The organism is Streptomyces sp. NPDC059355 (assembly GCF_042752335.1).
Lineage (GTDB): Bacteria > Actinomycetota > Actinomycetes > Streptomycetales > Streptomycetaceae > Streptomyces.
Genome location: NZ_JBHYXN010000008.1, coordinates 87,104 through 108,014, shown reverse-complemented (window position 1 = coordinate 108,014; position 20,911 = coordinate 87,104). Strand labels below are relative to the sequence as shown.

18 protein-coding genes, 1 tRNA gene and 1 pseudogene are annotated in these 20,911 nt (G+C 72.4%); 9 read left to right on the top strand and 11 right to left on the bottom strand.

The window, feature by feature from the left end:
• Positions 1-63: 63 nt before the first annotated feature.
• A tRNA-Leu gene (locus ACFXGI_RS10525) sits at positions 64-151 on the bottom strand.
• 144 nt (positions 152-295) lie between these two features.
• Positions 296-757, bottom strand: a complete 462-nt coding sequence (locus ACFXGI_RS10520; protein ID WP_384705029.1) for a hypothetical protein — start codon at positions 755-757, stop codon at positions 296-298.
• A 208-nt stretch (positions 758-965) separates the two neighbouring features.
• Between ACFXGI_RS10520 and ACFXGI_RS10515 the strand changes: the two genes are divergently transcribed.
• Positions 966-2,147: a low temperature requirement protein A gene (locus tag ACFXGI_RS10515; protein ID WP_384705028.1), complete on the top strand. Its 1,182-nt coding sequence runs from the start codon at positions 966-968 to the stop codon at positions 2,145-2,147.
• On the opposite strand, the gene ACFXGI_RS10510 is transcribed toward ACFXGI_RS10515, so the two are convergent.
• A complete protein-coding gene (locus tag ACFXGI_RS10510; protein ID WP_384705027.1) occupies positions 2,131-3,072 on the bottom strand; it encodes a beta-ketoacyl-ACP synthase III in 942 nt (313 codons plus the stop codon). The two genes, ACFXGI_RS10515 and ACFXGI_RS10510, sit on opposite strands and share 17 nt — an antisense overlap.
• A gap of 221 nt (positions 3,073-3,293) precedes the next feature.
• On the opposite strand from ACFXGI_RS10510, the gene fdhD reads away from it, so the two are divergent.
• Positions 3,294-4,130: a formate dehydrogenase accessory sulfurtransferase FdhD gene (gene fdhD, locus ACFXGI_RS10505; RefSeq protein WP_384705026.1), complete on the top strand. Its 837-nt coding sequence runs from the start codon at positions 3,294-3,296 to the stop codon at positions 4,128-4,130.
• Positions 4,131-4,244: 114 nt separating this feature from the next.
• Here the strand turns inward: fdhD and ACFXGI_RS10500 are convergent, their stop codons facing one another.
• The 3 genes from ACFXGI_RS10500 to ACFXGI_RS10490 are packed head-to-tail and all read right to left on the bottom strand — an operon-like array spanning position 4,245 to position 5,979.
• Positions 4,245-4,466 (bottom strand): hypothetical protein, encoded by a 222-nt coding sequence (locus ACFXGI_RS10500; protein WP_384705025.1) that lies wholly within the window; start codon positions 4,464-4,466, stop codon positions 4,245-4,247.
• 10 nt (positions 4,467-4,476) lie between these two features.
• Positions 4,477-4,914: a (2Fe-2S) ferredoxin domain-containing protein gene (locus ACFXGI_RS10495; protein WP_384705024.1), complete on the bottom strand. Its 438-nt coding sequence runs from the start codon at positions 4,912-4,914 to the stop codon at positions 4,477-4,479.
• 9 nt (positions 4,915-4,923) lie between these two features.
• Positions 4,924-5,979 carry a bile acid:sodium symporter family protein gene (locus tag ACFXGI_RS10490; RefSeq protein ID WP_384705023.1) on the bottom strand — a complete coding sequence of 352 codons (1,056 nt, stop codon included), beginning with the start codon at positions 5,977-5,979 and terminating at the stop codon, positions 4,924-4,926.
• 138 nt (positions 5,980-6,117) lie between these two features.
• On the opposite strand from ACFXGI_RS10490, the gene ACFXGI_RS10485 reads away from it, so the two are divergent.
• The gene (locus tag ACFXGI_RS10485) at positions 6,118-6,969 is read left to right on the top strand and encodes a LysR substrate-binding domain-containing protein (protein WP_384705124.1); all 852 of its coding nucleotides are present in this window, start codon (positions 6,118-6,120) and stop codon (positions 6,967-6,969) included.
• A gap of 413 nt (positions 6,970-7,382) precedes the next feature.
• Here the strand turns inward: ACFXGI_RS10485 and ACFXGI_RS10480 are convergent.
• A pseudogene (locus ACFXGI_RS10480) lies at positions 7,383-8,102 on the bottom strand (IclR family transcriptional regulator C-terminal domain-containing protein); the annotation flags it as partial.
• A gap of 776 nt (positions 8,103-8,878) precedes the next feature.
• On the bottom strand, positions 8,879-9,496 hold the full coding sequence (locus ACFXGI_RS10475) for an RNA polymerase sigma factor (protein WP_384705022.1): 618 nt from the start codon (positions 9,494-9,496) through the stop codon (positions 8,879-8,881).
• A gap of 490 nt (positions 9,497-9,986) precedes the next feature.
• Between ACFXGI_RS10475 and metG the strand changes: the two genes are divergently transcribed.
• From metG to ACFXGI_RS10460, 3 genes are all read left to right on the top strand, one after another.
• Positions 9,987-11,702, top strand: coding sequence for a methionine--tRNA ligase (gene metG, locus ACFXGI_RS10470; protein ID WP_384705021.1), 1,716 nt, complete (start codon positions 9,987-9,989; stop codon positions 11,700-11,702).
• Between the two features lie 328 nt (positions 11,703-12,030).
• Positions 12,031-12,627 carry a hypothetical protein gene (locus ACFXGI_RS10465; RefSeq protein WP_384705020.1) on the top strand — a complete coding sequence of 199 codons (597 nt, stop codon included), beginning with the start codon at positions 12,031-12,033 and terminating at the stop codon, positions 12,625-12,627.
• A gap of 40 nt (positions 12,628-12,667) precedes the next feature.
• The gene (locus ACFXGI_RS10460) at positions 12,668-13,447 is read left to right on the top strand and encodes a hypothetical protein (protein WP_384705019.1); all 780 of its coding nucleotides are present in this window, start codon (positions 12,668-12,670) and stop codon (positions 13,445-13,447) included.
• Between the two features lie 37 nt (positions 13,448-13,484).
• Here ACFXGI_RS10460 and ACFXGI_RS10455 read toward each other — a convergent pair whose 3' ends face one another.
• The 3 genes from ACFXGI_RS10455 to ACFXGI_RS10445 form a co-directional block, all read right to left on the bottom strand.
• Positions 13,485-14,672 (bottom strand): MAB_1171c family putative transporter, encoded by a 1,188-nt coding sequence (locus ACFXGI_RS10455; RefSeq protein ID WP_384705018.1) that lies wholly within the window; start codon positions 14,670-14,672, stop codon positions 13,485-13,487.
• Entirely contained in the window at positions 14,669-15,226 is a 558-nt protein-coding gene (locus ACFXGI_RS10450) for a toxin-antitoxin system, toxin component (RefSeq protein WP_384705017.1), read from the bottom strand. The genes ACFXGI_RS10455 and ACFXGI_RS10450 overlap by 4 nt, the downstream gene beginning before the upstream one ends.
• Positions 15,227-15,293: 67 nt before the next feature.
• Positions 15,294-15,959 carry a helix-turn-helix domain-containing protein gene (locus tag ACFXGI_RS10445; protein WP_384705016.1) on the bottom strand — a complete coding sequence of 222 codons (666 nt, stop codon included), beginning with the start codon at positions 15,957-15,959 and terminating at the stop codon, positions 15,294-15,296.
• Positions 15,960-16,294: 335 nt separating this feature from the next.
• Here ACFXGI_RS10445 and ACFXGI_RS10440 point away from each other — a divergent pair, with 335 nt between their 5' ends.
• The 3 genes from ACFXGI_RS10440 to ACFXGI_RS10430 all read left to right on the top strand — a co-directional run bounded on the left by ACFXGI_RS10440 (position 16,295) and on the right by ACFXGI_RS10430 (position 20,823).
• Positions 16,295-17,167, top strand: coding sequence for a helix-turn-helix domain-containing protein (locus tag ACFXGI_RS10440; RefSeq protein WP_384705015.1), 873 nt, complete (start codon positions 16,295-16,297; stop codon positions 17,165-17,167).
• Between the two features lie 143 nt (positions 17,168-17,310).
• Positions 17,311-18,666: a 6-phospho-beta-glucosidase gene (locus ACFXGI_RS10435; RefSeq protein ID WP_384705014.1), complete on the top strand. Its 1,356-nt coding sequence runs from the start codon at positions 17,311-17,313 to the stop codon at positions 18,664-18,666.
• Positions 18,667-18,714: 48 nt separating this feature from the next.
• Positions 18,715-20,823 (top strand): MDR family MFS transporter, encoded by a 2,109-nt coding sequence (locus ACFXGI_RS10430; protein WP_384705013.1) that lies wholly within the window; start codon positions 18,715-18,717, stop codon positions 20,821-20,823.
• Positions 20,824-20,911 lie beyond the last annotated feature (88 nt).

Genomic DNA, 20,911 nt, shown 5'->3' with positions numbered 1-20,911 from the left:
GGAGCGGCCCCTGCGAACAGGAGCCGTAAACGCAAAAGAACCCCACCGAAGTGGGGTTCCTGCTGGTGTCCGAGGGGGGACTTGAACCCCCACGCCCGATAAAGGGCACTAGCACCTCAAGCTAGCGCGTCTGCCATTCCGCCACCCGGACCAGGTGGTCGGCCCCGGTTTCCCGCGGCGACAAGGACAACAATAGCAAAGGATCGGCGTGCTTCCGACCAGGTATTCGGGCCGGTCCGCTCGCTGACCTGCGGGCATGCACCCGAAGGGTCGCCGAGACCCTGCGTCTCGCGGCTCAGCGGGCCGGTTCGGCGCGCTCTGCCCTCAGCCAGTCGTCGTTGTCCTGCCAGGCGTAGAGGGTGGTGCCGTCCATGTAGGCGTAGTAGAGGCCGCAGCGGGCGGTGGCCTTTCCCCGGGCGTCCTTCGGGAACCAGTCCTCCTTCAGTGCGACCTCCTGCGCCTTCGGCCGCGGCTCGGTCGTGCACTCGACCGGGAGCCGCTCGTCCGGCAGGGTCGCCTTCAGCAGCCGGTCGCCGCCGGTCGTACGCATCGAGTACCGCACCGACTCGGCCTCGTCCGCCAGCCAGCGCGGCACCGAGGCCCGCGCCGACTTCGCCTCCGCCCCCGTCGCGTACGCCTTCGTCTCCTGATGGCGGTTGCCGTACCAGTCGGCCGCGGCCGGGAGGGCGACCACGATCGCGAGTCCCACGGCCGAGAGGACTGCGGTGGTGATCAGGATGGCGGACCTGCGGATCATGGGGCTTTCGCTTCCCTCGGCGTCTGGCTTGCGGCGTTCCTCATCCTCCGCCCGCGCCCGGGGGCGGCGCGTCCTTCCATCGGGCGGGATCCGCGTACATCTCAGGTCGTACGGGCCCTAAGCGCACCCGGATGCCGATACGCGCTGGACACCACGGGCGCCGAGGCGGTCGGATGAGCGCCGCACGCCGGCATCCAGGGGGGTACACATGGAAACACCGCACCGCGTCAGCACGTTGGAGCTCTTCTTCGACCTCGTCTTCGTCTTCACCATCACCCAGCTGACGGTGCTGCTGGCGGACGACATCAGCTTCCGCGGCGCGGGCCAGGTACTGGTGATCTTCACCGTGCTGTTCTGGATGTACGGGGGCTACGCGCACCTGACCAACCAGGTGCCGCCCGACCGCACCGTGCGCAGGGTGCTGCTGATCCTGGCCATGGGGGCGTTCCTGGTGTGCGCGCTGGCGGTGCCGACCGCCTTCGGGGCCGGCGGGGTCGCCTTCGGGCTGGGGTACGTGTTCGTCGTCCTCGTGCACAGCGCCCTGTTCACGCAGGCCCACGGCGCCGGAGTGCTCTGGTTCGCACTGCCCAACCTGCTGTGCGCGCTGGCGGTGCTGGCAGCCGGGTTCTTCGACGGGCCGCCCGCCTGGGGGCTGTGGATGCTCGCCCTGCCGATCCAGTTCGTCGTGCCACAGCTGGTGCAGAGAGTGGCGGCGAGCGGGGCGGAGCCCGCCGAGGCCGCGTCCGCGGTGACGACGGTCAGCGACCAGCTCGGCGGCATGAGTGCGGAGCACCTCGTGGAGCGGCACGGACTGCTGCTGATCATCGTCTTCGGCGAGTCCGTGATCGCGATCGGCATCGGCACCGGCTCACTGCCCCTGTCCGTGGGGATCGCCGGGGGTGCCTTCCTCGCGCTCGCCATCGCGTCGGCGCTGTGGTGGATGTACTTCGTCCGTGACGAGGGCCGGGCCGAGGAGGTCTTCGCCGAGACGGCCCCGGAGAAGCGCTTCAAGCTGGCGATGCTCGCCTACTACTACGCCTTCCTGCCCATGCTGCTCGGGATCGCCGCCTTCGCGGCGGGCGTCAAGAAGACCATCGGGCACCTGGGCGAGCACCTGCACACCGGCCCCGCGCTCGCCCTCGCCGGCGGGGTCGCCGTCTACCTGGCCGGGGACCTGGCCTTCCGGGCCGTGCTCGGGATCGGCCCGGCCCGCTTCCGGGCGGCGGCGATGCTGCTCGCCCTGGCCACGGTCCCGCTCGGCGCGGCCACCGCCGGGCTCTGGCAGCTGCTCGCGCTGGTCGTCGTACTCCTGGCCGCGCTGGGGGCCGAGGCCCGCTGGGCCCCGGCCGCCTCGGCGGAACGTACGCAAGCGGCTACGGGCAGTGGATGACCTGGCCCGCGTACGAGAGGTTGCCGCCGAAGCCGAACAGGAGGACCGGGGCACCGGTCGGGATCTCGCCGCGCTGGACCAGCTTCGAGAGCGCCATCGGGATGCTCGCGGCCGAGGTGTTGCCGGAGTCCACGACATCGCGGGCCACGACCGCGTTCACGGCGCCGATCTTCGCGGCGAGCGGCTCGATGATCCGCAGGTTCGCCTGGTGCAGGACGACGGCGGCCAGCTCCTCGGGGGTGACCCCGGCCTTCTCGCACACCTTGCGGGCGAGCGCCGGGAGCCGGCTGGTGGTCCAGCGGTAGACGGACTGGCCCTCCTGGGCGAAGACCGGCGGGGAGCCCTCGATCCGGACCGCGTGGCCCATCTCCGGGACCGAACCCCACAGGACCGGGCCGATGCCGGGCTCCTCGCAGGCCTCGACCACGGCCGCGCCCGCGCCGTCGCCGGTCAGTACGCAGGTCGTGCGGTCGGTCCAGTCGGTGATCTCGGTCATCTTGTCGGCGCCGATGACCAGGGCGCGGGTGGCCGAGCCGGCCCGGATCGCGTGGTCGGCGGTGGCCAGGGCGTGGGTGAAGCCCGAACAGACGACGTTGAGGTCCATCACGGCCGGGCTGCCGCCCATGCCCAGCTTGGCGGCGACCCGGGCGGCCATGTTGGGCGAACGGTCGATCGCGGTGGAGGTGGCCACCAGGACGAGGTCGATGTCGTCGGGGGTCAGCCCGGCGCCGGCCAGGGCCTTGCCCGCGGCGTGGAAGGCCAGCTCGTCCACCGGTTCGTCGGGGCCCGCCATGTGCCGGGTCTTGATGCCGACCCGGGAGCGGATCCACTCGTCGTTGGTGTCGACCATCGCCGCGAGGTCCTCGTTGGTGATCACTTTCGCGGGCTGGTAGTGCCCTAGCGCCACCACGCGTGAACCGGTCATGGGCGGGGTCCCCCTTATTGGGAAGTCAGGATCACCCAGCTTGACCTGCTACTGGTGGGTACGGGTGCGCGTGACCCAACAGGATTACCGCCCCTTAATTTGGAGATTCCGGAGGATCTTCCTGCCGGGAGCGCCGTGCGACGGCGATCCGCGAGAATGGGCTCGTCAGCTGCACGACGGAGTGCGCGACGAGGACGGACAGAACGGGCGGGCTGATCACCATGGGACGGGTCACCGAGCGCCGTCGTGTCATCCGGGTGCGGAACGGGGTGGCCGGGGTACGCCCGGACACGCTGGTCGCCGAGGAGCCGCTGGAGATACGGCTCAACGGCAAGCCCCTGGCCATCACGATGCGCACCCCCGGCGACGATTTCGGGCTGGCCGTGGGCTTCCTGGTGAGCGAGGGCGTACTGGGCTCCGCGTCGGACGTGCGGGCCGTGACCTACTGCGAGGGGGCCGCGGAGGACGGCTCGAACACCTACAACGTGGTCAACGTGCAGCTCGCACCCGGGGTCGCGGTGCCGGACATCACACTCGAACGCAACGTCTACACCACCTCCTCCTGCGGCCTGTGCGGAAAGGCCAGCCTGGACGCGGTGCGCACGGCGACCCGCTTCCCGATCCGGCAGAGCGGGGCCGCCGACGGGGTACGGATCCCCGCCCGGCTCCTCGGCGAGCTGCCGGACCGGCTCCGCGAGGCCCAGAAGGTGTTCGACCGCACCGGCGGGCTGCACGCGGCCGGGCTGTTCTCGCCGGAGGGCCAGCTGCTGGACGTACGGGAGGACGTCGGCCGGCACAACGCCGTCGACAAGATCGTCGGCAGGGCGTTCCAGGCCGGCCGGCTCCCGCTGGCGGACGCGGTCCTGGTGGTGTCGGGCCGGGCCTCGTTCGAGCTCGCGCAGAAGGCGGTGATGGCGGGCATATCGGTCCTGGCCGCCGTCTCGGCCCCGTCCTCGCTGGCCGTGGACCTGGCCCTGGAGTCGGGCCTGACGCTGGTCGGCTTCCTGCGCGGGCCGAACATGAACATCTACGCGGGCGAGGAGCGGATCACCTGGTGAGTGCCGGGCTCCGTCACGAGCCCGCTCGTCCGTCCAGGCGGTAGCGGGCGGACGAGCGGTGCTCGGCCGCCGGGGCGGTGAAGCGTCCCGTCAGCTCGCCGTGCGCGTCGTCGATCACGAAGCGGCCGGTGCGCCGGCCGGTGTGGTCCTCGGTGAGCGCACGGTCGGGCTCCGGCCGCCGCGGAGCTCCAGGGCCGAGCCGTCGTCGGCCCGCCAGGTTCCGGTGAGGTCACCGGGTTCCAGGCCGAACGGGCTCGGCGCCCAGCGGATCCAGCCGATCACGCCGGCGGCGAGGGCGAACAGGATCACGCCCGCCGGCGGCGTGAGGCGTTCCACTCGGGTCACCTCAGCGCCCCCGGCGGGTGCGTCGTCCCGCCTTGGCCGCCGGCTTCGGCTCCGGCTTCGGCGGGTCGATCCGGTGGAGGTCCAGGGTCGCCGGGATCGGGGTGACACCCGGGCCGCCGGCTTGCGCCCAGGCGATGACCTCGTCCGTGGCGGTGTCGTCCAGCGCCCAGCCGAACCAGGCCGCGCGGGCGCCCCGGCGGCGCGCCTCGGTGGTCGGCTGCACCACGATCACGTTGGCCTGCGCGCACGGCCCGAGGCAGTCGCTCGTACGGACGGCCAGCCGGCCCTCCGACGCCGCTGCGGCCTCGCGCAGCCGGGCCAGCTGGCCGACGTGGTCCGAGCCGGGGTTCTTGCGGGGGTCCCCGCAGCAGCAGCCGCGGCAGACCACCAGGGTGCAGGGGCGTTCGGCGTGGGCGGCGAGCGGGCGTATCCAGGTCACCGCCGCACGTTACCGGGCCCGCGTCGCGGGGGGTTGGAGCTCCGAGGAGACCTCCACCACACGTCCGGCGGGCAGTTCGGGGCCCGCCGCGGGCTCCGGGTCCCGGGCGCGGCGGCGCGCCAGTACCGCGCACACCATCAGCTGCATCTGGTGGAACAGCATCAGCGGCAGCACCGCGAGGCTCGCCTGGGCCCCGAACAGCACGCTGGCCATGGGCAGTCCGGCCGCGAGGCTCTTCTTCGACCCCGCGAACTGGATCGCGATCCGGTCCGCCCGGCCGAACCCGAGCCGCTTCGCCCCGTACCAGCTCACCAGCAGCATGACGGCGAGCAGTACGCCCTCCACCGCCATCAGCGCGCCCAGGCGGGCGGCGCTGACCTGGTGCCAGACCCCGGCAGCCATGCCCGCGCTGAAGGCGGCGTACACGACGAGCAGGATCGAGCCGCGGTCGACGTATCCGAGGACCTTCTTGCGCCGGACCAGGAAACCGCCGACCCAGCGGCGCAGGGCCTGGCCGAGCAGGAAGGGCAGCAGGAGCTGGAGGACGATCTTGAGGAGGGAATCGAGGGAGAACCCGCCCCCGTTCCCGCCGAGCAGGCCGGCGGCGAGGAGCGGCGTGAGGACGATGCCGGCAAGGCTGGAGAAGGAGCCCGCGCAGATCGCGGCGGGGACGTTGCCGCGGGCGATCGAGGTGAAGGCGATCGAGGACTGGATCGTCGAGGGGACCAGGCACAGGAAGAGCAGGCCGCTGTAGAGCTGGGGCGTGAGCACGGTGGGGACCAGGCCCCGGGCAGCCATGCCGAGCACCGGGAAGAGGACGAACGTGCAGGCCAGCACGGTGAGGTGGAGCCGCCAATGGCGCAGGCCGTCGAGGGCCTCGCGGGTGGAGAGCCGGGCGCCGTACAGGAAGAAGAGCAGAGCCACGGCCCCGGTGGCGACGCCGTCGGCGACAGTGGCGGCGGAGCCGCGGGCCGGCAGCAGGGCCGCGAGGCCTACGGTGCCGAGGAGGGTCGGGATCCACGGGTCCAGGGGCAGCCAAGCGGGCGGGTGCGGGCGGCGGCGCATGTACGGGGACTCTCCGGTCGGTGGCTCGGCGGGACCCCTTCATCGTCGAGGGTGGCCCGGTGATCGGGAAACCCGTACACCGCACTGACTGTCATCTCACTTCGTGATGACGGTGGCAGCATGGGATCCATGGGAGCCATGTACGACCCGGTCCAGCTGCGCACCTTCCTCACGGTGGCGCAGACGCTCAGCTTCACGCAGGCCGCGGGCCGGCTGGGCGTGCGGCAGTCCACGGTCAGCCAGCACGTACGGCGGCTGGAGGAGGCGACGGGCCGCCCGCTGTTCCTGCGGGACACGCACAGCGTGGAGCTGACGGAGGCAGGCGAGGCGCTGCTCGGCTTCGCCCGGACCATCCTGGAGGCGCACGAGCGGGCGGCGGCCCATTTCACCGGGACGCGGCTGCGGGGCCGGCTGCGGTTCGGGGCCTCGGAGGACTTCGTGCTGACCCGGCTGCCGGAGATCCTGGAGGGCTTCCGGCACGAGCACCCCGAGGTGGACCTGGAACTGTCGGTCGAGCTGTCCGGGACGCTGCACGAACGGCTCGACGCGGGGCGGCTCGACCTCGTCCTGGCGAAGCGGCGCGGGCCGGGGGACGAGCGGGGCCGGCTGGTGTGGCGGGACCGGATGGTGTGGATCGGGGCGGAGGGGCTGCGGGTGGACCCGGACCGACCGGTTCCGCTGATCGTCTTCCCGCCGCCCGGGATCACCCGGGCCCGGGCTCTGGAGGTGCTGGAGCGGGACGGGCGGGGCTGGCGCATCGCCTGTACGAGCGGCAGCCTGAGCGGGCTGGTCGCGGCGGCCCGGGCCGGGCTGGGGGTGATGGCCCACACCCGGGGCCTGATCCCGCCGGGGCTGGTGCGGGTGGCTGGGCTGCCCGACCTCGGGTCGGTGGAGTTCGCGCTGCTGCGGGGCGGGCGGAGCTCGCCGGAGGCGGAGGCGCTGGCCTCCGCGATCCTCTCCGGCGCGGACCGCCTCACCCGTCCCGCCTGACCGCCGCCCGGCGGTCGGCGGTCAGGCGAGCCGCTCGGGTGCTCAGCCGCTCGGGCGGTCAGGTGCTCGGGCGGTCAGGTGCTCAGGACCACCAGGCCTTCCGCCGTGGGCAGGGCGCCCGGGGTGAGCGGGGCGAAGGTGACGGGGAGGGACAGGCGAGGCTGGTCGGAATCAGGCAGGGGGTCGAAGAAGTACGCCGCCTCCGATGCCGTGTCGCTGACCAGGTGGGGGTCGGTCGGCGAAGCCGTCGAGCGGGTCAGCGGGGTACGGAACAGCATGCGCAGGTGGCGCAGGGTCTCCGGGGTGACCCCGGGGACCGGACGCGCCGCGGGCGCGGAGTCCGCGGAGGCCGGGACGTCCGGGACGTCCGGGACGCCCTGGACGTCCTGCGCGTCCGGCGGGATCGCCCCCGACAGCAGCAGCGCCAAGAGCACCGGGACGGCCTTGCGCCGCAGGGCCTGCGTCGCCTCGTGCAGCCGGTGGGCATGCGTCGAGGGCAGCGCCAGCGCCAGGCTCCCGGCGGCGTCGCCGGCCGCGATCGGGACCGCCGAGCAGACCACGCCGGGGGAGTACTCGCGCAGGTCGAAGACCGGCGCCCCCGGAGCCACCGCGTCGAGGGCGCTGAACAGGACCCGGCTGTCGGTGATCGTCTGCGGGGTCAGCCGGGCCGGCCGGTACCGGGCGACGTGGTCGCGGCGCCGGTCGGCATCGAGCTGGGTCAGCAGGCACTTGCCCACGGCGCTGGCGTGCGCGGCGGCCTTGAAGTCCACCCACTCCCGCACCGGCGGCGCCCCCGGCCCGTCCGCCATCTGCGTGATCCGGACCTCCCCCTCGGCATACCGGCTCAGGTACACCGCGGCGCCCGCGCTGTCCCGGGCCAGGGCAAGCGTGCGCTGGAGCTGGCCCGGGAGCCCTCCGGCGCCGGGTGCGGCGAGCCGGTCGAGGGCGGGCCCGCGCGCGAAGACCCCCGCGCCCGGCCGGTACGCGTACTCCTCCTCGCAGAGCATCGCCAGCAGCGGCCGCAGCTCCGCCTCGGCCAGGCCGGACTCCCGCCGCAGCTGGGTGGCCCGTACCCCCAGCGGATGCCTTTCGAGAACCCGTACGACGGCCAGCGCGCGCCGAGCCTGCGCCATGGCCTCGCTCGTCCCTGCGGAACGGGCCGGCTGCCCGGGCGCCGGAGCCACGCGCTGCCGCGGCACGGACCGCTCCGGCTCCGCCGCCACCGGGGGCGCCGGCCGGAACGCGGCCAGCGCCGAGGGCAGTCCGCGCCTGGGCAGCGGCACCGGGCCCAGATCGGGATCGTCGAGCTGGTCGACGTAGCGCAGCACGGTCGCCTGTGCGCACAGCCGCACCTCGCGCAGATCCCGCCGGCCGTTCGGCCGGTAGCCGCGCCGGTCCAGCTCGCGCGCCCAGAACCGGGCGTCGTGGTGCTCCCCGCGCCGGGAGTGGTCGAGGAAGAGGCAGTACGCGGCCGAGGCGGTCCGCGCCCGGCCGGAACCGGCGGCGAACTGCCACCAGAAGCGGGCGCCCTCGCGCAGTCCGGCCAGGTGCAGCAGGCAGCCGAAGACCACGGCCCCGGCCAGATCGGTGTGCCCGCTCGCGACGAAGGCCGCGAGCTGCGCCTCCGCCTTGGCACCGCACACGGTGACCAGGCAGACGGCCTTGAGGTCGCGCCGGGCCCGTTCGGAGTCGAGCGGGCAGTCCCGCGCGGGATCGCTCCACCCGTACGGGGCCCGGCGGCGCGGGGGCTCCGCGGTGGCCCGCCCCCGGGAGGCGCGCAGCAGCCGGGCCTCGGCCGCGCCCAGGTCGTAGTGCGGGTACCGGTCGCGGACGCCGGCCCGGCTCAGGAACTCGGCCAGGGAGCGGCGGCCGGTCTCGCCGCCGCGCTCCTCCGTGCCCTCGCGGCGCCTCATGACTCGGGTGATTCGGCCGAGTCGGGTGACTCTGCCGAGTCGGCGTACTCCGCCGGGCCGGCCGGCCCGGCGGAGGCGTCGAGCATGCGCGCGAGCCGCCGGTGGGCCTGGCCGAGCTGCGAGCGGACCGTGGCCTCGTCCACGCCCATCACGGACGCGGCTTCCCCGGGGGTGCACTGGAGCCCGTAGCGCAGGAGCACGGTGTCGCGCTGGCGCTCGGCGAGCCGGGACACGGCGGAGTAGAAGCGGATGGTGTCGGTCAGCACCTCGCACTGCTGATCGGCGCGGGCCTCCTTGAGGGCGGCCTCGAACGCGCTGATGTCCATCGGTTCGGGCGCGGCGGGTGCGGTCGGCCGGCCGCCGCGCCCGCCGCCGCGCCGCTCCTGCCGATCGACCAGGCGCTGCTTGAGGATGGTCCAGGCGTAGGCGTCGAGCCGGTCCATGTGGAGCATGCGTAACCACTCGTTCATGATCGAGTCGAAGGTGGCGTCCACCGCGTCCTCGGCCGCCGCGTCGGAGCCCAGCTGCAGGTACGCGAAGCGCATGTACGAGGGCCGCCGGTCGGCGTGGAAGGCCCAGTACGACAGGCGTGCCGTGGGGTCCCACTGGCTCATGGGCGTCGGCTGCCGCCGCCGGCTGGGCAGTGGCAGTCCCACCGCCCCACCGGACTCCTCTGGTCCGCCATCGCTCACCGGTCCACCTCGCCTCGTCCCCTGTGCGCGGACAGCCTGGCAGTGCGGGCGCACCGGGGGAGCGCAGAAGAGAGAGAGCGAGGGATTACGTTCGATCATGACCGGCCGATGACCGATTTCGACCACGCGCCCGCCCAGTCCGTGCGTACGCATATGCCGGGGCCAAGCCGGGCCGCCGTGCACCGGCGTACGCCCCGAAGACCGGTGTCCGCGATGATCCGGACCGGCTGTAGCATGGGCCCATTGCGAGGGCCGTGACGCAGAGGTCACCACCCTCGCTTTTGCGTTACACCCGCTGGCGTCCACCCCACGAAAATGCGGCACGTGGCCTTTCCGCGGTTCGATACGATGAACCGCATCACAATCCGTCACGTCACGTTGTCACCGCATAGATGAAATGGAGCATCCGAGGATGGCTCGACACCTGATCACCAGCGCGCTTCCCTACATCAACGGGATCAAGCACCTGGGCAACATGGTCGGGTCGATGCTTCCGGCGGATGTGTACTCCCGGTACCTCCGCCAGCGCGGCCACGACGTCCTCTACATCTGCGCCACCGACGAGCACGGCACCCCCGCCGAACTCGCCGCGAAGGAGGCCGGCCTCTCGGTCGCCGCCTTCTGCGCGCAGGCGCACGACGCCCAGAAGGCGATCTACGACGGCTTCGAGCTGTCCTTCGACTACTTCGGCCGCAGCTCCTCGCAGCAGAACGCCGAGATCACCCAGCACTTCGCGCGGCAGCTGCAGGAGAACGGGTTCATCGAGGAGCGCGCGATCCGGCAGGTCTACTCGCCGGTCGACGGACGGTTCCTGCCAGACCGCTACGTCGAGGGCACCTGCCCGCACTGCGGTTACGACAAGGCCCGCGGCGACCAGTGCGAGAACTGCACCCGCGTGCTGGACCCCACGGACCTGATCGAGCCCCGCTCGGCGATCTCCGGCTCCACCGAGCTGGAGGTCCGCGAGACCACGCACCTCTTCCTCCTCCAGTCCAAGCTGCAGGTCGAGGTCGAGGCCTGGGTCGCGGAGCACGAGGAGGAGTGGCCGCAGCTGGCGTCCTCCATCGCCCGCAAGTGGCTGACCGAGGGCCTGCACGACCGCGCCATCACCCGCGACCTGGACTGGGGCGTGCCGGTCCCGGCCGACACCTGGCCCGAACTGGCCGCCGACGGCAAGGTCTTCTACGTCTGGTTCGACGCGCCGATCGAGTACATCGCCTCCACCAAGGAGTGGGCGGACGCCGACCCGGCGAACCGCGACTACAAGGCGTGGTGGTACGAGGCCGAGGACGTGCGCTACACGCAGTTCATGGCCAAGGACAACGTCCCGTTCCACACGGTGATGTTCCCGGCCACGGAGATCGGCACCCGCGAGCCGTGGAAGAAGGTCGACTACGTCAAGGCCTTCAACTGGCTGACGTACTACGGCGGCAAGTTCTCCACCTCGCAGAAGCGCGGCGTCTTCACCGACCAGGCGCTGGAGATCCTCCCGGCCGACTTCTGGCGCTACTTCCTCATCGCCAACGCGCCCGAGTCCGACGACTCGTCCTTCACGTGGGAGCACTTCACCACCACGGTCAACAAGGACCTCGGCGGCACCCTCGGCAACTTCGTCAACCGCGTCCTGACCTTCTCCCGCAAGAAGTTCGGCGACGAGGTCCCGGCGGGCAGCCCGGCCGGCGAGGCCGAGACCAGGCTGGGCGAGCAGATCGCCGAGCTGCTGGCCGAGTACGAGGGCCACATGGACTCCCTCCAGTACCGCAAGGCCGCGGCTGCGCTGCGCGCCCTGTGGTCCGCCGGCAACGCGTACCTCGACGAGAAGGCCCCCTGGCTGGAGGTCAAGACCGATCTGGACGGCGCGGCGCTCACCCTGCGCACCGCGATGAACCTGATCCACCTCTACTCGGTGGTCTCCGAGCCGTTCATCCCGGCCTCGGCGCGCACCATGCGCTCCTCCTTCGCGCTGGCCGACGACACGACGGCGTGGATCAGCCCGGAGCAGGCCAAGTCCTTGGACGCGGTCCCGGCGGGTACGCCGTTCACCGTGCCGCCGGTGCTCTTCGCGCGGATCGCCGAGGAAGACCTGGCGTCCTACCGCGAGCGCTTCGGCGGCACCGAGACCGCCTGACCCTCCCTGCCCGGGCGAAGGGGCGCGACCTCCCGGGGTCGCGCCCCTTCGCCGTACCCGGCCCGGGGCGTCAGATCGTCCGTCGGCCTCTTCGCCTCTTCCGCGGTGAACCACCTGACGAACACGAAGGCGATGGCCGGATGCACGGCATCGCGTGGGGTGCCGTTCCCCGCGCTCTCCGTCAGGGGTGGCCGCAAAGCCGGTGCGGATCTCGACGTCGATGGCTTGAAGTAGTCAGTCCGTCGAAGATCTTGACGCGTCTGCGGCGTATCGAACCGCCGTTGTGATCGTTTCTTCAGCCGAAACCCTCACAACGGGAGGACGCGCGGTGACGGCTTGGCAGTACCTCGCCGGAGCGGGCATGGTGGCGGCACTCTGCCCGCTGTACGGCCATGTGGCGGTCGCGGACGACGGCACGGGCCCCGAGCCCGTACGCGGCCACGGGGCCCGGCTCGACGTCTGTGTTCCGGGCGGGAAGCCGCGCCCGCCCGCCGCCGTGCCCCCGGCCGCCGTGCCCCCGGCCGTCGTGGCGCCCGCGGTGCGGCCTCCGGTACGGGTCCTCGTGCCCGGCGCCGAGCGGCCGACCGTGCACCACCCGGGGCGGGGGCCCGCACCGGCCGTCGCGGCCCCGGAGGCGGCGCCCTCGCCGGCGGCGAAGGCCCGGGCCGGGGAGGCGGAGCCCGCGCCGCCCGCGCCGGAGCCCCGGGTCGTTGCCGGGCCGGCGCCGGCCGCAGCGCCCGCCCCGCCCCGGGCCGCAGCCGTGGCCGCGCCCGCCGGGGCCTTCCACGTGCGTCCGTACCACTCGATCGCCCTGGAGCGGCGCGGCCCGGGCGGCATGTCCACCGTGATGCTCATGGTCGTCGTCACCACCCCGGCCGTCCTCGCCGCCGCCGCGCTGCGGCCGCGTTCCAAGAGCCGTCGCTGAGCCCCACCGCCCCACCCGATCCACCAACGGGAGAACCCTCGTGTCCGAATGGCTGGTCCTGGCCGTCGCCATGGCGCTCGTCTGCGCCCTCGTCCTCGCCTGCACCGCGCTCCGGCACCGCCGGGTCGCGGAGGACGAGGACACCAGCGAAACCCCCGACGTCATCGAGTACATGACGATGATGGTGGGCGTGGTCTACGCCATCGTGCTGGGCCTGGCCATCGCCGGCGTCTGGGAGGCGCGGGGCGCCGCCGAGGACAGCGTGCGCCGCGAGGCCCAGTCGCTGTACGAGGTCACCCAGCGCGCCGACGTCTACCCGACCCCGATCCGCGACCGGATCCGCGGCGAGGTCGACGCGTACGTCTCCCACACCGTCGCGGTGGACTGGCCGCTGCTCACCTCGGGCCAGGGCGCCTCGTCCCAGGGCGCCGACCTGCTCGGCAAGCTGCGCACCGACCTCACCCACCAGAGCCCGGCGAACGAGCTCCAGGCACAGGCCTACCAGCCGCTGCTCGACCACATCGCGGCCGCCGACGACGCCCGGCACTCGCGCATGCAGGCCGACGAGTCCACCCTGCCGAGCGTGGTGTGGTTCGGTTTGCTGGTCGGCGGATTGGTCACGGTGGGGCTGATCTTCACCCTGCAGATCCGGCGGTCCGGGCGCGAGCTGCTGCTGGCGGGGCTGTTCAGCGCGCTGATCGTGTTCCTGCTGTTCATGGTGTGGAGCTTCGACGCACCCTACGGCCGGGACGGAATCGATTCCGCGGGTCCGTTCCAGGACCTGTTCCCGAAGGTGGCGTTGGCCGCGGCCGAGCGCTGACCCCCCGAGGGCCCCGCTACGGCGCGGGCGGGCCGGCTCAGGCCGGTCCGCTGCCGGACAGGGCCACCTGCCGCCGTACGGCCGCCACCACCGGCGAATGCCGCAGCGCGTGCGAGATCCGTACGAGGTCGCGCGGCCCCCCGAGGGTGTCGAGGACGCTCTCCTCGCTCGCCCCGATGACCGCGCCCTCCGGGTCCGCCGAGCGGGCCTGTACGGCGGCCGCGACCATCGCCGCGTCGGCGACCGCCCGCGCCGCCTGCTCCTCCGCCCCCGCCGCGAGGGCCCGCGCGTACGCGTCCTCGCGGTGGCCGGGGTCGAAGTACGGGCCGAGGTGCAGGAATCCGTCGTGGATGTCCGACTCGCGCTGGATCACCCGCAGTTCCGCCGGGGCCCACCAGGACATCTGCACGCAGGGCGTGCCGCTCGGGGCGCCGATCTGTACCTCGTGCCAGAGCGCGCCGAGGCGCCGGTACGTCGTCCAGGTCTGCCAGCTGTCGGACAGCCGCTGGCACAGCAGGGGCAGGACGAAGCCGATCGCGCTGATCAGCGCGCCGACGGAGGCGAGCGGCGGGGCGATGTAGGTGCTCAGGTCGTCGAGGTCGTGGCCGGCCCAGCGGGCGACGACCGCGGAGATCTTGGTGGCGTCGTAGCTGAGGTTGAAGACGTAGCCCGAGACGATGATCATCAGGCCGATCCGCAGCCAGCCGTGCACCTGCAGGGACCAGCGCCAGCACATCGCGACCATCACGACGGCCGCCACCAGGTGCGCCGTCAGGTAGAGGGCGATCATCTGCTGGATGTAGGGGGTGTTGGCGTAGTACGTGTCGAAGTCGCGCAGCCGCTCGACCGGTGTGTGGCCGAGCGCGAAGAGCACCACCAGCACCACGACGACGCCGCCGTAACCGATCATCCAGCGGCGCGAGATGCGCCGGGTCACCTCGGGCGGGCCGCCGCGCCAGTTCACGATCAGCACCAGGCAGGCGGCGCTGAACAGGGTGATCAGGCAGTAGACGAGGGGGGCGGAGACGTTGGTGATGCCGGTCCACTTGTTGACCGCCCCGATGGTGGGCGGGGCGGCGAAGGTGAAAACCGATCCGGCCAGGATCAGCAGGGCGCAGACCGACCGCAGGAGCGGATCGCGCCAGTTGTGCCTCAGCGCCGGCAGCTTGAAGGCGAGCGAGACCGCCAGGGCGGCTGCCGGTATGTAGTAATCCTGGCCGTTCAACGGTCGTTCCTGTGCCCCCGGTATCCGAGCGAGGCCTCGATGCGGCCCGCCAACTGATCACGCTGCGCGGGCGCCCGATGGCTCGCGGACCCGGCGAGCCAGGTCCGGCACCGGCTGCCCAGCAGTAAGCCGAACGTCTCCGCCTCGGTCTCCTCCGAGACGTCGGCGCGCGTGCGCGCGGCGACGCTCCGGACGGTCTCGGCGATGTCGGCCTCGTCCGACAGCAGCCGGGCGGCGACGGCGGCTCCGTCGACGTGGTGGCTGCAGTGGCCGGCCTTCATGTGCCACAGCTCGTGGCCCAGGATGACCAGCTGGTGGTCGGGTGCGGTGCGTTCCTCGATGACCACCAGATCGCGGTCCGCCATGTCGAGCCACAGGCCGCTGGCCGTCCCCGGCGGGAACGAGGCCATCCGGAAGTCCACCCGGCGGCCGCGGTGTTTGCTCATGCCCTCGCAGAGGGCGGCGTAGAGGTCCACGGGTTCCACGGGCGCGGTCAGCCGGAGCCCGGCCACCAGTTCGCCGCACAACCGGCGCTGCTCTCTGCCTATGCTCACCGTTCTCCCCGTCGGCGCGGATCCGGATCAGGACTCAAGGATCAGACCCAGACTCTCGACCGGGTCATCATTCATTCGGTTTGACGCTTTCGAGAAGCATGTCCAGCCACTCGGTCACCTTGTCCCGGTGTTTGTCGCTGGGCAGTTGGGCCGCGCGCCAGGCGATGCCGCGGACACCGTGGTTCTGCAGGAGTCTTGCCAGCGGATCGCCGGTCGAAGCGGCCGGAGCGGGTGCGGTTTCGCGCGTGCGGCCCGCGAAGTCCTGGAGCAGCTGCTGCTCGGTCCGCTGGAGGGCGTCGGTGAGCGCTTCGGCGTCGTGGGCGGTGAGGAAGCCGGCGTGGACGCCGAAGAAGCGCTGGATGGCGTCGCAGTGCTCCATGGTGGGCCTGCGGTCGCCGTTGATCAGGGCGCCCGCCTGCTGGCGCGACATGCCGGCGCCGTCCGCGATCTCCTGCTGCGTGTAGCGGCGTCCGTTCGGTTTCAGCCGGGTGCGCCGGAGGAGGTCGAGGCGCTGGAGGAAGCGTGTCTGCAGGCAGGGCTCGACGACGGGCCGGCCGTCGAGCAGGGACCTGACAACGTCGGCGGGAACGCCGGAGGCCTCGGAGAGGCGGCGCAGGTCGAAGACCCTGTTCAGGTCGTGGCCCATCTTGCCCGCGAGTTCGGCGACGCGCGTGACGGTGGCTGCCAGGGGCGCGTTGGCCACCGCGACGGGAGCCGGGAAGCCGTCTGTCACCAGTGGTTCTCCTAGATCGCGGCGGGTCGGTACGGGCACATGGTCGGCTTTTGGAATCTAGCCGAGGAGCCGCCGCAGGGCCAGAACTTGCCACAGCTGTGGCGGGAATGAGCTGTCAAGAGGCTGGAATTGCCACGATAGTTGACACTCGAATGAAGTCGGTAGCAGGATCGCCAGAGGAAATTGAAGATCCAGACCGTGAAGAGGGGGAGCTCTCGGTGCCACATCTCGCAGCGGTGCGCCCGTCCGATGGGCTTGCCCGAGCCGGTGAGGAACGCCTTGCAGGCGAAGAGTCCGCACGCGGCGCAGTGCGGTCGGAGCGACGCAAGGAGATTTTGCGCCAGCGGCGCGAGGAACTGGGCCTGAGCCAGGAGGACCTCGCCGCCCGGCTGCGCATCAGCGTCCGCGCCTACGGCAACTGGGAACGCGGCCTGGTCAAGGAATGGACCGACCGCAAACTGCTCGCCCTGGCCGAGGCCTTGGAGATGAGCGAGCGGCAGTGCTTCTGGCTCTTCCGCGTCATGGTCGACCGGGACCCGCCGCCGACCTGGCGGGCGGCCGAGGAGAGCCGGCTGCCCCAGGACCCCGCCCAGCGGGACTACCTGTGCGACTACGCGGCGCTCATGGAAGCGGTGCCCTACCCGAGCTTCCTGGTGGACCACCGCTGGGACGTGGCGCTGACCAACTCGGCGTTCGACAAGCTCTTCCAGTCGGTGCGCCCGCACCCGACCGCCCTGCCGGACGACAACTTCCTGCGCTTCGTGCTGTTCCACCCGGACGCCGCGGCCGTGCTGGAGGACCACGAACCGGCCTGGTGCGTACCGCTGCTGGCCCAGTTCGCCGGCGCGCTCGCCGCCGCCCCGGAGGACGAGGGGCTCAACAGCATTCGCCGGGAGGTGGCCCGCGATCCGTTCATGGAGGCGGCCTACCGCTACGGGGTGCCGCACTGGCTGAGCACCCACGGGACGGACGCCGCCGAGCTGGACGGGGCCGTGCGGACCGTCCGCCACTGGGACCCGCGCTGGGGGCACGTGCGCTGCCGGCTGGTGGCCGAATCCAGCCGGATGCTCGACGGGATGGGCCTCACCCGGATCACCATGGTCCTGTCGACCCCGCAGGGCGCGGCGACGGGCCCGGCCGGCGGCGGCTCGACCGCCCCGCTCCACCAGGGCCCCCGGCTGCGCGCCGTGCCGTCGCTGGAGGACTAGGGCCTGTCCGGCGGATGGATGAGCCCCCGCAAGGCCGTCCGCCGGGGGACACTGGAGCTTCCAATCACGGGTCGATCGCGTGTCGCGGAGCGGGTGTCACGGATCGTGGCACCGATCGTGGCGCGGGCGAAGGGCGGTAGGGCGTGCGGCTGACCATCCTGGGCGGGGGCGGGTTCCGGGTACCGCTGGTCTACGGTGCACTCCTCGGCGACCATGCCGAGGGCCGGGTGTCCCATGTGACCCTGTACGACGAGGACCCCGCCCGGCTCGGCGCCATGGCCCGGGTGCTCGCCGACCAGGCGGCCGCCTCCGCAGTGCCCGACGCCCCGGCCGTCACCGCCACCGGCGACCTCGACGAGGCCCTGCGCGGGGCCGACTTCGTCTTCTCCGCCATCCGCGTCGGCGGCCTCGAAGGGCGCGCCGCCGACGAGCGGGTCGCGCTGGCCGAGGGAGTGCTGGGCCAGGAGACGGTCGGCGCGGGCGGGATCGCGTACGGCCTGCGGACGGTGCCGGTAGCCCGGGAGATCGCCCGCAGGGTGGCCCGTATCGCCCCCGAGGCCTGGGTCATCAACTTCACCAACCCGGCCGGACTGGTCACCGAGGCCATGGCCGAGGCGCTCGGCGACCGGGTGATCGGGATCTGCGACTCCCCGGTGGGGCTCGGCCGGCGCCTCGCCCGGCTGCTCGGCGCCCGCCCCGAGGAGGCCTGGATCGACTACGTCGGCCTCAACCACCTGGGCTGGGTCCGCGGTCTGCGCATCGCCGGCCGGGACGAACTGCCGCGGCTGCTGGCCGACACCGAGGCGCTGGAGTCGTTCGAGGAGGGCCGGCTGTTCGGGGCGCAGTGGCTGCGCTCGCTCGGAGCGATCCCGAACGAGTACCTGCATTACTACTACTTCAACCGTGACACCGTACGGGCGTACACGGAGGCCAAGCAGACCCGCGGGGCCTTCCTGCGCGACCAGCAGCGCGGGTTCTACGCCGAGGCGGGCCGGGCGGACCAGGCCGCCGGGGCGGCGCTGGCCGCGTGGGACCGGACCCGGGCCGAGCGGGAGGCCACGTACATGGCCGAGAACCGCGAGGCGGCGGGTCTGGGCGAGCGCGACGAGAGCGATCTGGAGTCCGGCGGGTACGAGAAAGTGGCGCTCGCGCTGATGCGGGCCATCGCCCGGGACGAGCGGGCCACGCTGATCCTCAACGTCCGGGGCCGCGGCGTGCTGTCCGTGCTCGACGCGCAGGCGGTCATCGAGGTGCCCTGCCTGGTCGACGCGAACGGCGCGCACCCGGTGGCCGTGGACCCGCTCCCGCTGCACGCGGTGGGCCTGGTGACCTCCGTCAAGGCGGTCGAGCGGGAGGTCCTCGCCGCCGCCGCGAGCGGCTCCCGTGCGGACGCGGTCAAGGCCTTCGCGCTGCACCCGCTGGTGGACTCGGTCGCCGTGGCCCGGCGGCTGCTGGACCGGTACGCGGCCGAGCATCCCGGCCTGGCCTACCTGCGCTGATCCCGCGCCGGTGGGCCCGCCGCGGGTCCCCCGTACGGCCCAGTGCGCATGCGGCGCGGCGGGGGCGCTGTGAGAGTGCGAGATGTGACCACCGCCCCCGCCGAAGCCGCAGCCGAAGCCTCGGTACCCCCCGTGCTCGACCGGCAGCGGCGCAACGTCGTCTTCGGCACGATCATGCTGGGGGTGCTGCTCGCGGCGCTGGACCAGACGATCGTCGGCACCGCGCTGCCCACGATCGTGGCGGATCTGGGCGGCGGGGAGCACATGTCGTGGGTGGCGACCTCGTACCTGCTCGCGGAGACCGTCGCGACGGTGCTGGTGGGCAAGTTCGGTGACCTCTTCGGCCGGAAACTGATCTTCCAGGTCTCGGCGATCGTGTTCATCACCGGCTCGTTCCTGTGCGGCCTGGCGAGCAACATGTCCCTGCTCATCCTGTGGCGGGGGGTCCAGGGCGTCGGCGCCGGGGGCCTGATGGTCACCTCCATGGCCCTGATCGCCGACGTGGTCCCCTTGCGCGAACGCGGCAAGTACCAAGGCGCGATCGGCGCCGTCTTCGGCGTCGCGACCGTCATCGGGCCGCTGCTCGGCGGCCTGTTCACCGACCACCTGACCTGGCGGTGGGCGTTCTACGTGAACGTCCCGATCGCGATCCTCGTCGTGATCGCGGCGGCCCGGACGATCCCCTCGGTCCGCGCCGCCGGGGGGACCCGCATCGACTACCTCGGCATCGCGCTGGTGGCCGTGGGCTCCAGCGCCCTGATCCTGGCCACCAGCTGGGGCGGCAACGAGTACGCCTGGGGTTCCGCGACGATCATCGGGCTCTTCGTGCTCGGCGTGCTGGCGCTGGCCCTGTTCTGCCTGGTCGAGACGCGGGCGGCGGAACCGATGCTGCCGATGCGGCTGTTCCGGAACCAGGTCTTCACGGTCTGCTCGGTGCTCAGCTTCGTGGTCGGCTTCGCGATGCTCGGCGCGATGACCTTCCTGCCGACGTACCTGCAGTTCGTGGACGGGGATTCGGCCACGGTCTCGGGCGTACGCACGCTGCCCCTGGTGATCGGCCTGCTGATCGCGTCCGTCTTCAGCGGGAACGTCACGAGCAAGACCGGCCGGTACCGGATCTTCCCCATCGTCGGCTGCCTCGTGATGGGCGTCGGACTGTACCTGCTGTCGCGGATGGGTCCGCAGACGGGCGTCTGGCTGGAATCGGTGTACATGTTCGTGCTCGGTGTGGGGATCGGTCTGTGCATGCAGGTGCTGACGATCGCCGTGCAGAACACCGTGGACTACGCCGACCTCGGCACCGCCACATCAGGTGTCACGTTCTTCCGTACGCTCGGCAGCTCGTTCGGCACCGCCGTGTTCGGGACCATCTACGCCAACACCCTGGGCCCCGAACTGGAGAAGGCCGTCGCGGAGGCCGCCCGGGCCACCGGGGCCGACCCGGTGCAGCTGGCGAAGACGGCCCAGAGTCCGCAGGGGGTGCACGGGCTCGACGCCGCGGCGGCCGGCCCCATCGTCGAGGCATACACGCAGGCCCTGCACACGGTGTTCCTGTGGACCGTGCCGGTGGCCGGGGTCGGCTTCGTCGTCGCGCTCTTCCTCAAGCAGGTACACCTGCGGGACTCTGCCCGCGCGGCGTCGACGGACATGGGCGACGGCTTCGCCTCACCGGTCACCGCCTCCGGGGATTCGGCCAAACTGCTGGAGCTGGCGGTCGGCAAACTCGTACGGAACATGGGGCCGGAGACGGCGCGGGCGATCGTCGACGCCTCGGACACGCGGCTGGACATCGCGGGCGCGTGGGCGGTGATGCAGGTGGAGATCATGACCCGTACGGTCGGCCACGCGAGCCTCGGGCTCATCGCATCGCGCCGCGCCCTGCCGCCGGAGGTCCTGGTCCCGGTCTTCGACCGGATGGAGCAGGAGGGGTTCCTGACCCGCGAGGGCACCTTCTTCACGCTCACGCAGGCCGGGCGGCGTGAGGCGGCGACCCTCTCGAAGGCGTGGGGGGACTGGCTCGGCGACCAGCTGGAGAAGGACCGCGGCCGACCGCGGAGCGAGGAACTCCGGGCGGCGGCCGATGCGATCGCGAAGCGGCTGCTGGCGGAGGACCTGAGTGAGGGCTACTTCGCGCAGAAGACCCCGGTCGGGGTCTGATCCGGGGCCGTGGTCATGGCCGTGGCCGTCGGCCTGGGCGTCGGCGTGGTCGTGGCCGTGGCCGTGACCGGATTCGGACTCCGGTGGA

Bases quoted from the DNA above. Each gene is read 5' to 3' on its own strand.
- ACFXGI_RS10520 (WP_384705029.1), bottom strand. From the start codon at position 757: ATGATCCGCAGGTCCGCCATCCTGATCACCACCGCAGTCCTCTCGGCC.
- ACFXGI_RS10515 (WP_384705028.1), top strand. From the start codon at position 966: ATGGAAACACCGCACCGCGTCAGCACGTTGGAGCTCTTCTTCGACCTC.
- ACFXGI_RS10510 (WP_384705027.1), bottom strand. From the start codon at position 3,072: ATGACCGGTTCACGCGTGGTGGCGCTAGGGCACTACCAGCCCGCGAAA.
- fdhD (WP_384705026.1), top strand. From the start codon at position 3,294: ATGGGACGGGTCACCGAGCGCCGTCGTGTCATCCGGGTGCGGAACGGG.
- ACFXGI_RS10490 (WP_384705023.1), bottom strand. From the start codon at position 5,979: ATGCGCCGCCGCCCGCACCCGCCCGCTTGGCTGCCCCTGGACCCGTGG.
- ACFXGI_RS10485 (WP_384705124.1), top strand. From the start codon at position 6,118: ATGTACGACCCGGTCCAGCTGCGCACCTTCCTCACGGTGGCGCAGACG.
- ACFXGI_RS10475 (WP_384705022.1), bottom strand. From the start codon at position 9,496: ATGAGCCAGTGGGACCCCACGGCACGCCTGTCGTACTGGGCCTTCCAC.
- metG (WP_384705021.1), top strand. From the start codon at position 9,987: ATGGCTCGACACCTGATCACCAGCGCGCTTCCCTACATCAACGGGATC.
- ACFXGI_RS10430 (WP_384705013.1), top strand. From the start codon at position 18,715: ATGCGGCGCGGCGGGGGCGCTGTGAGAGTGCGAGATGTGACCACCGCC.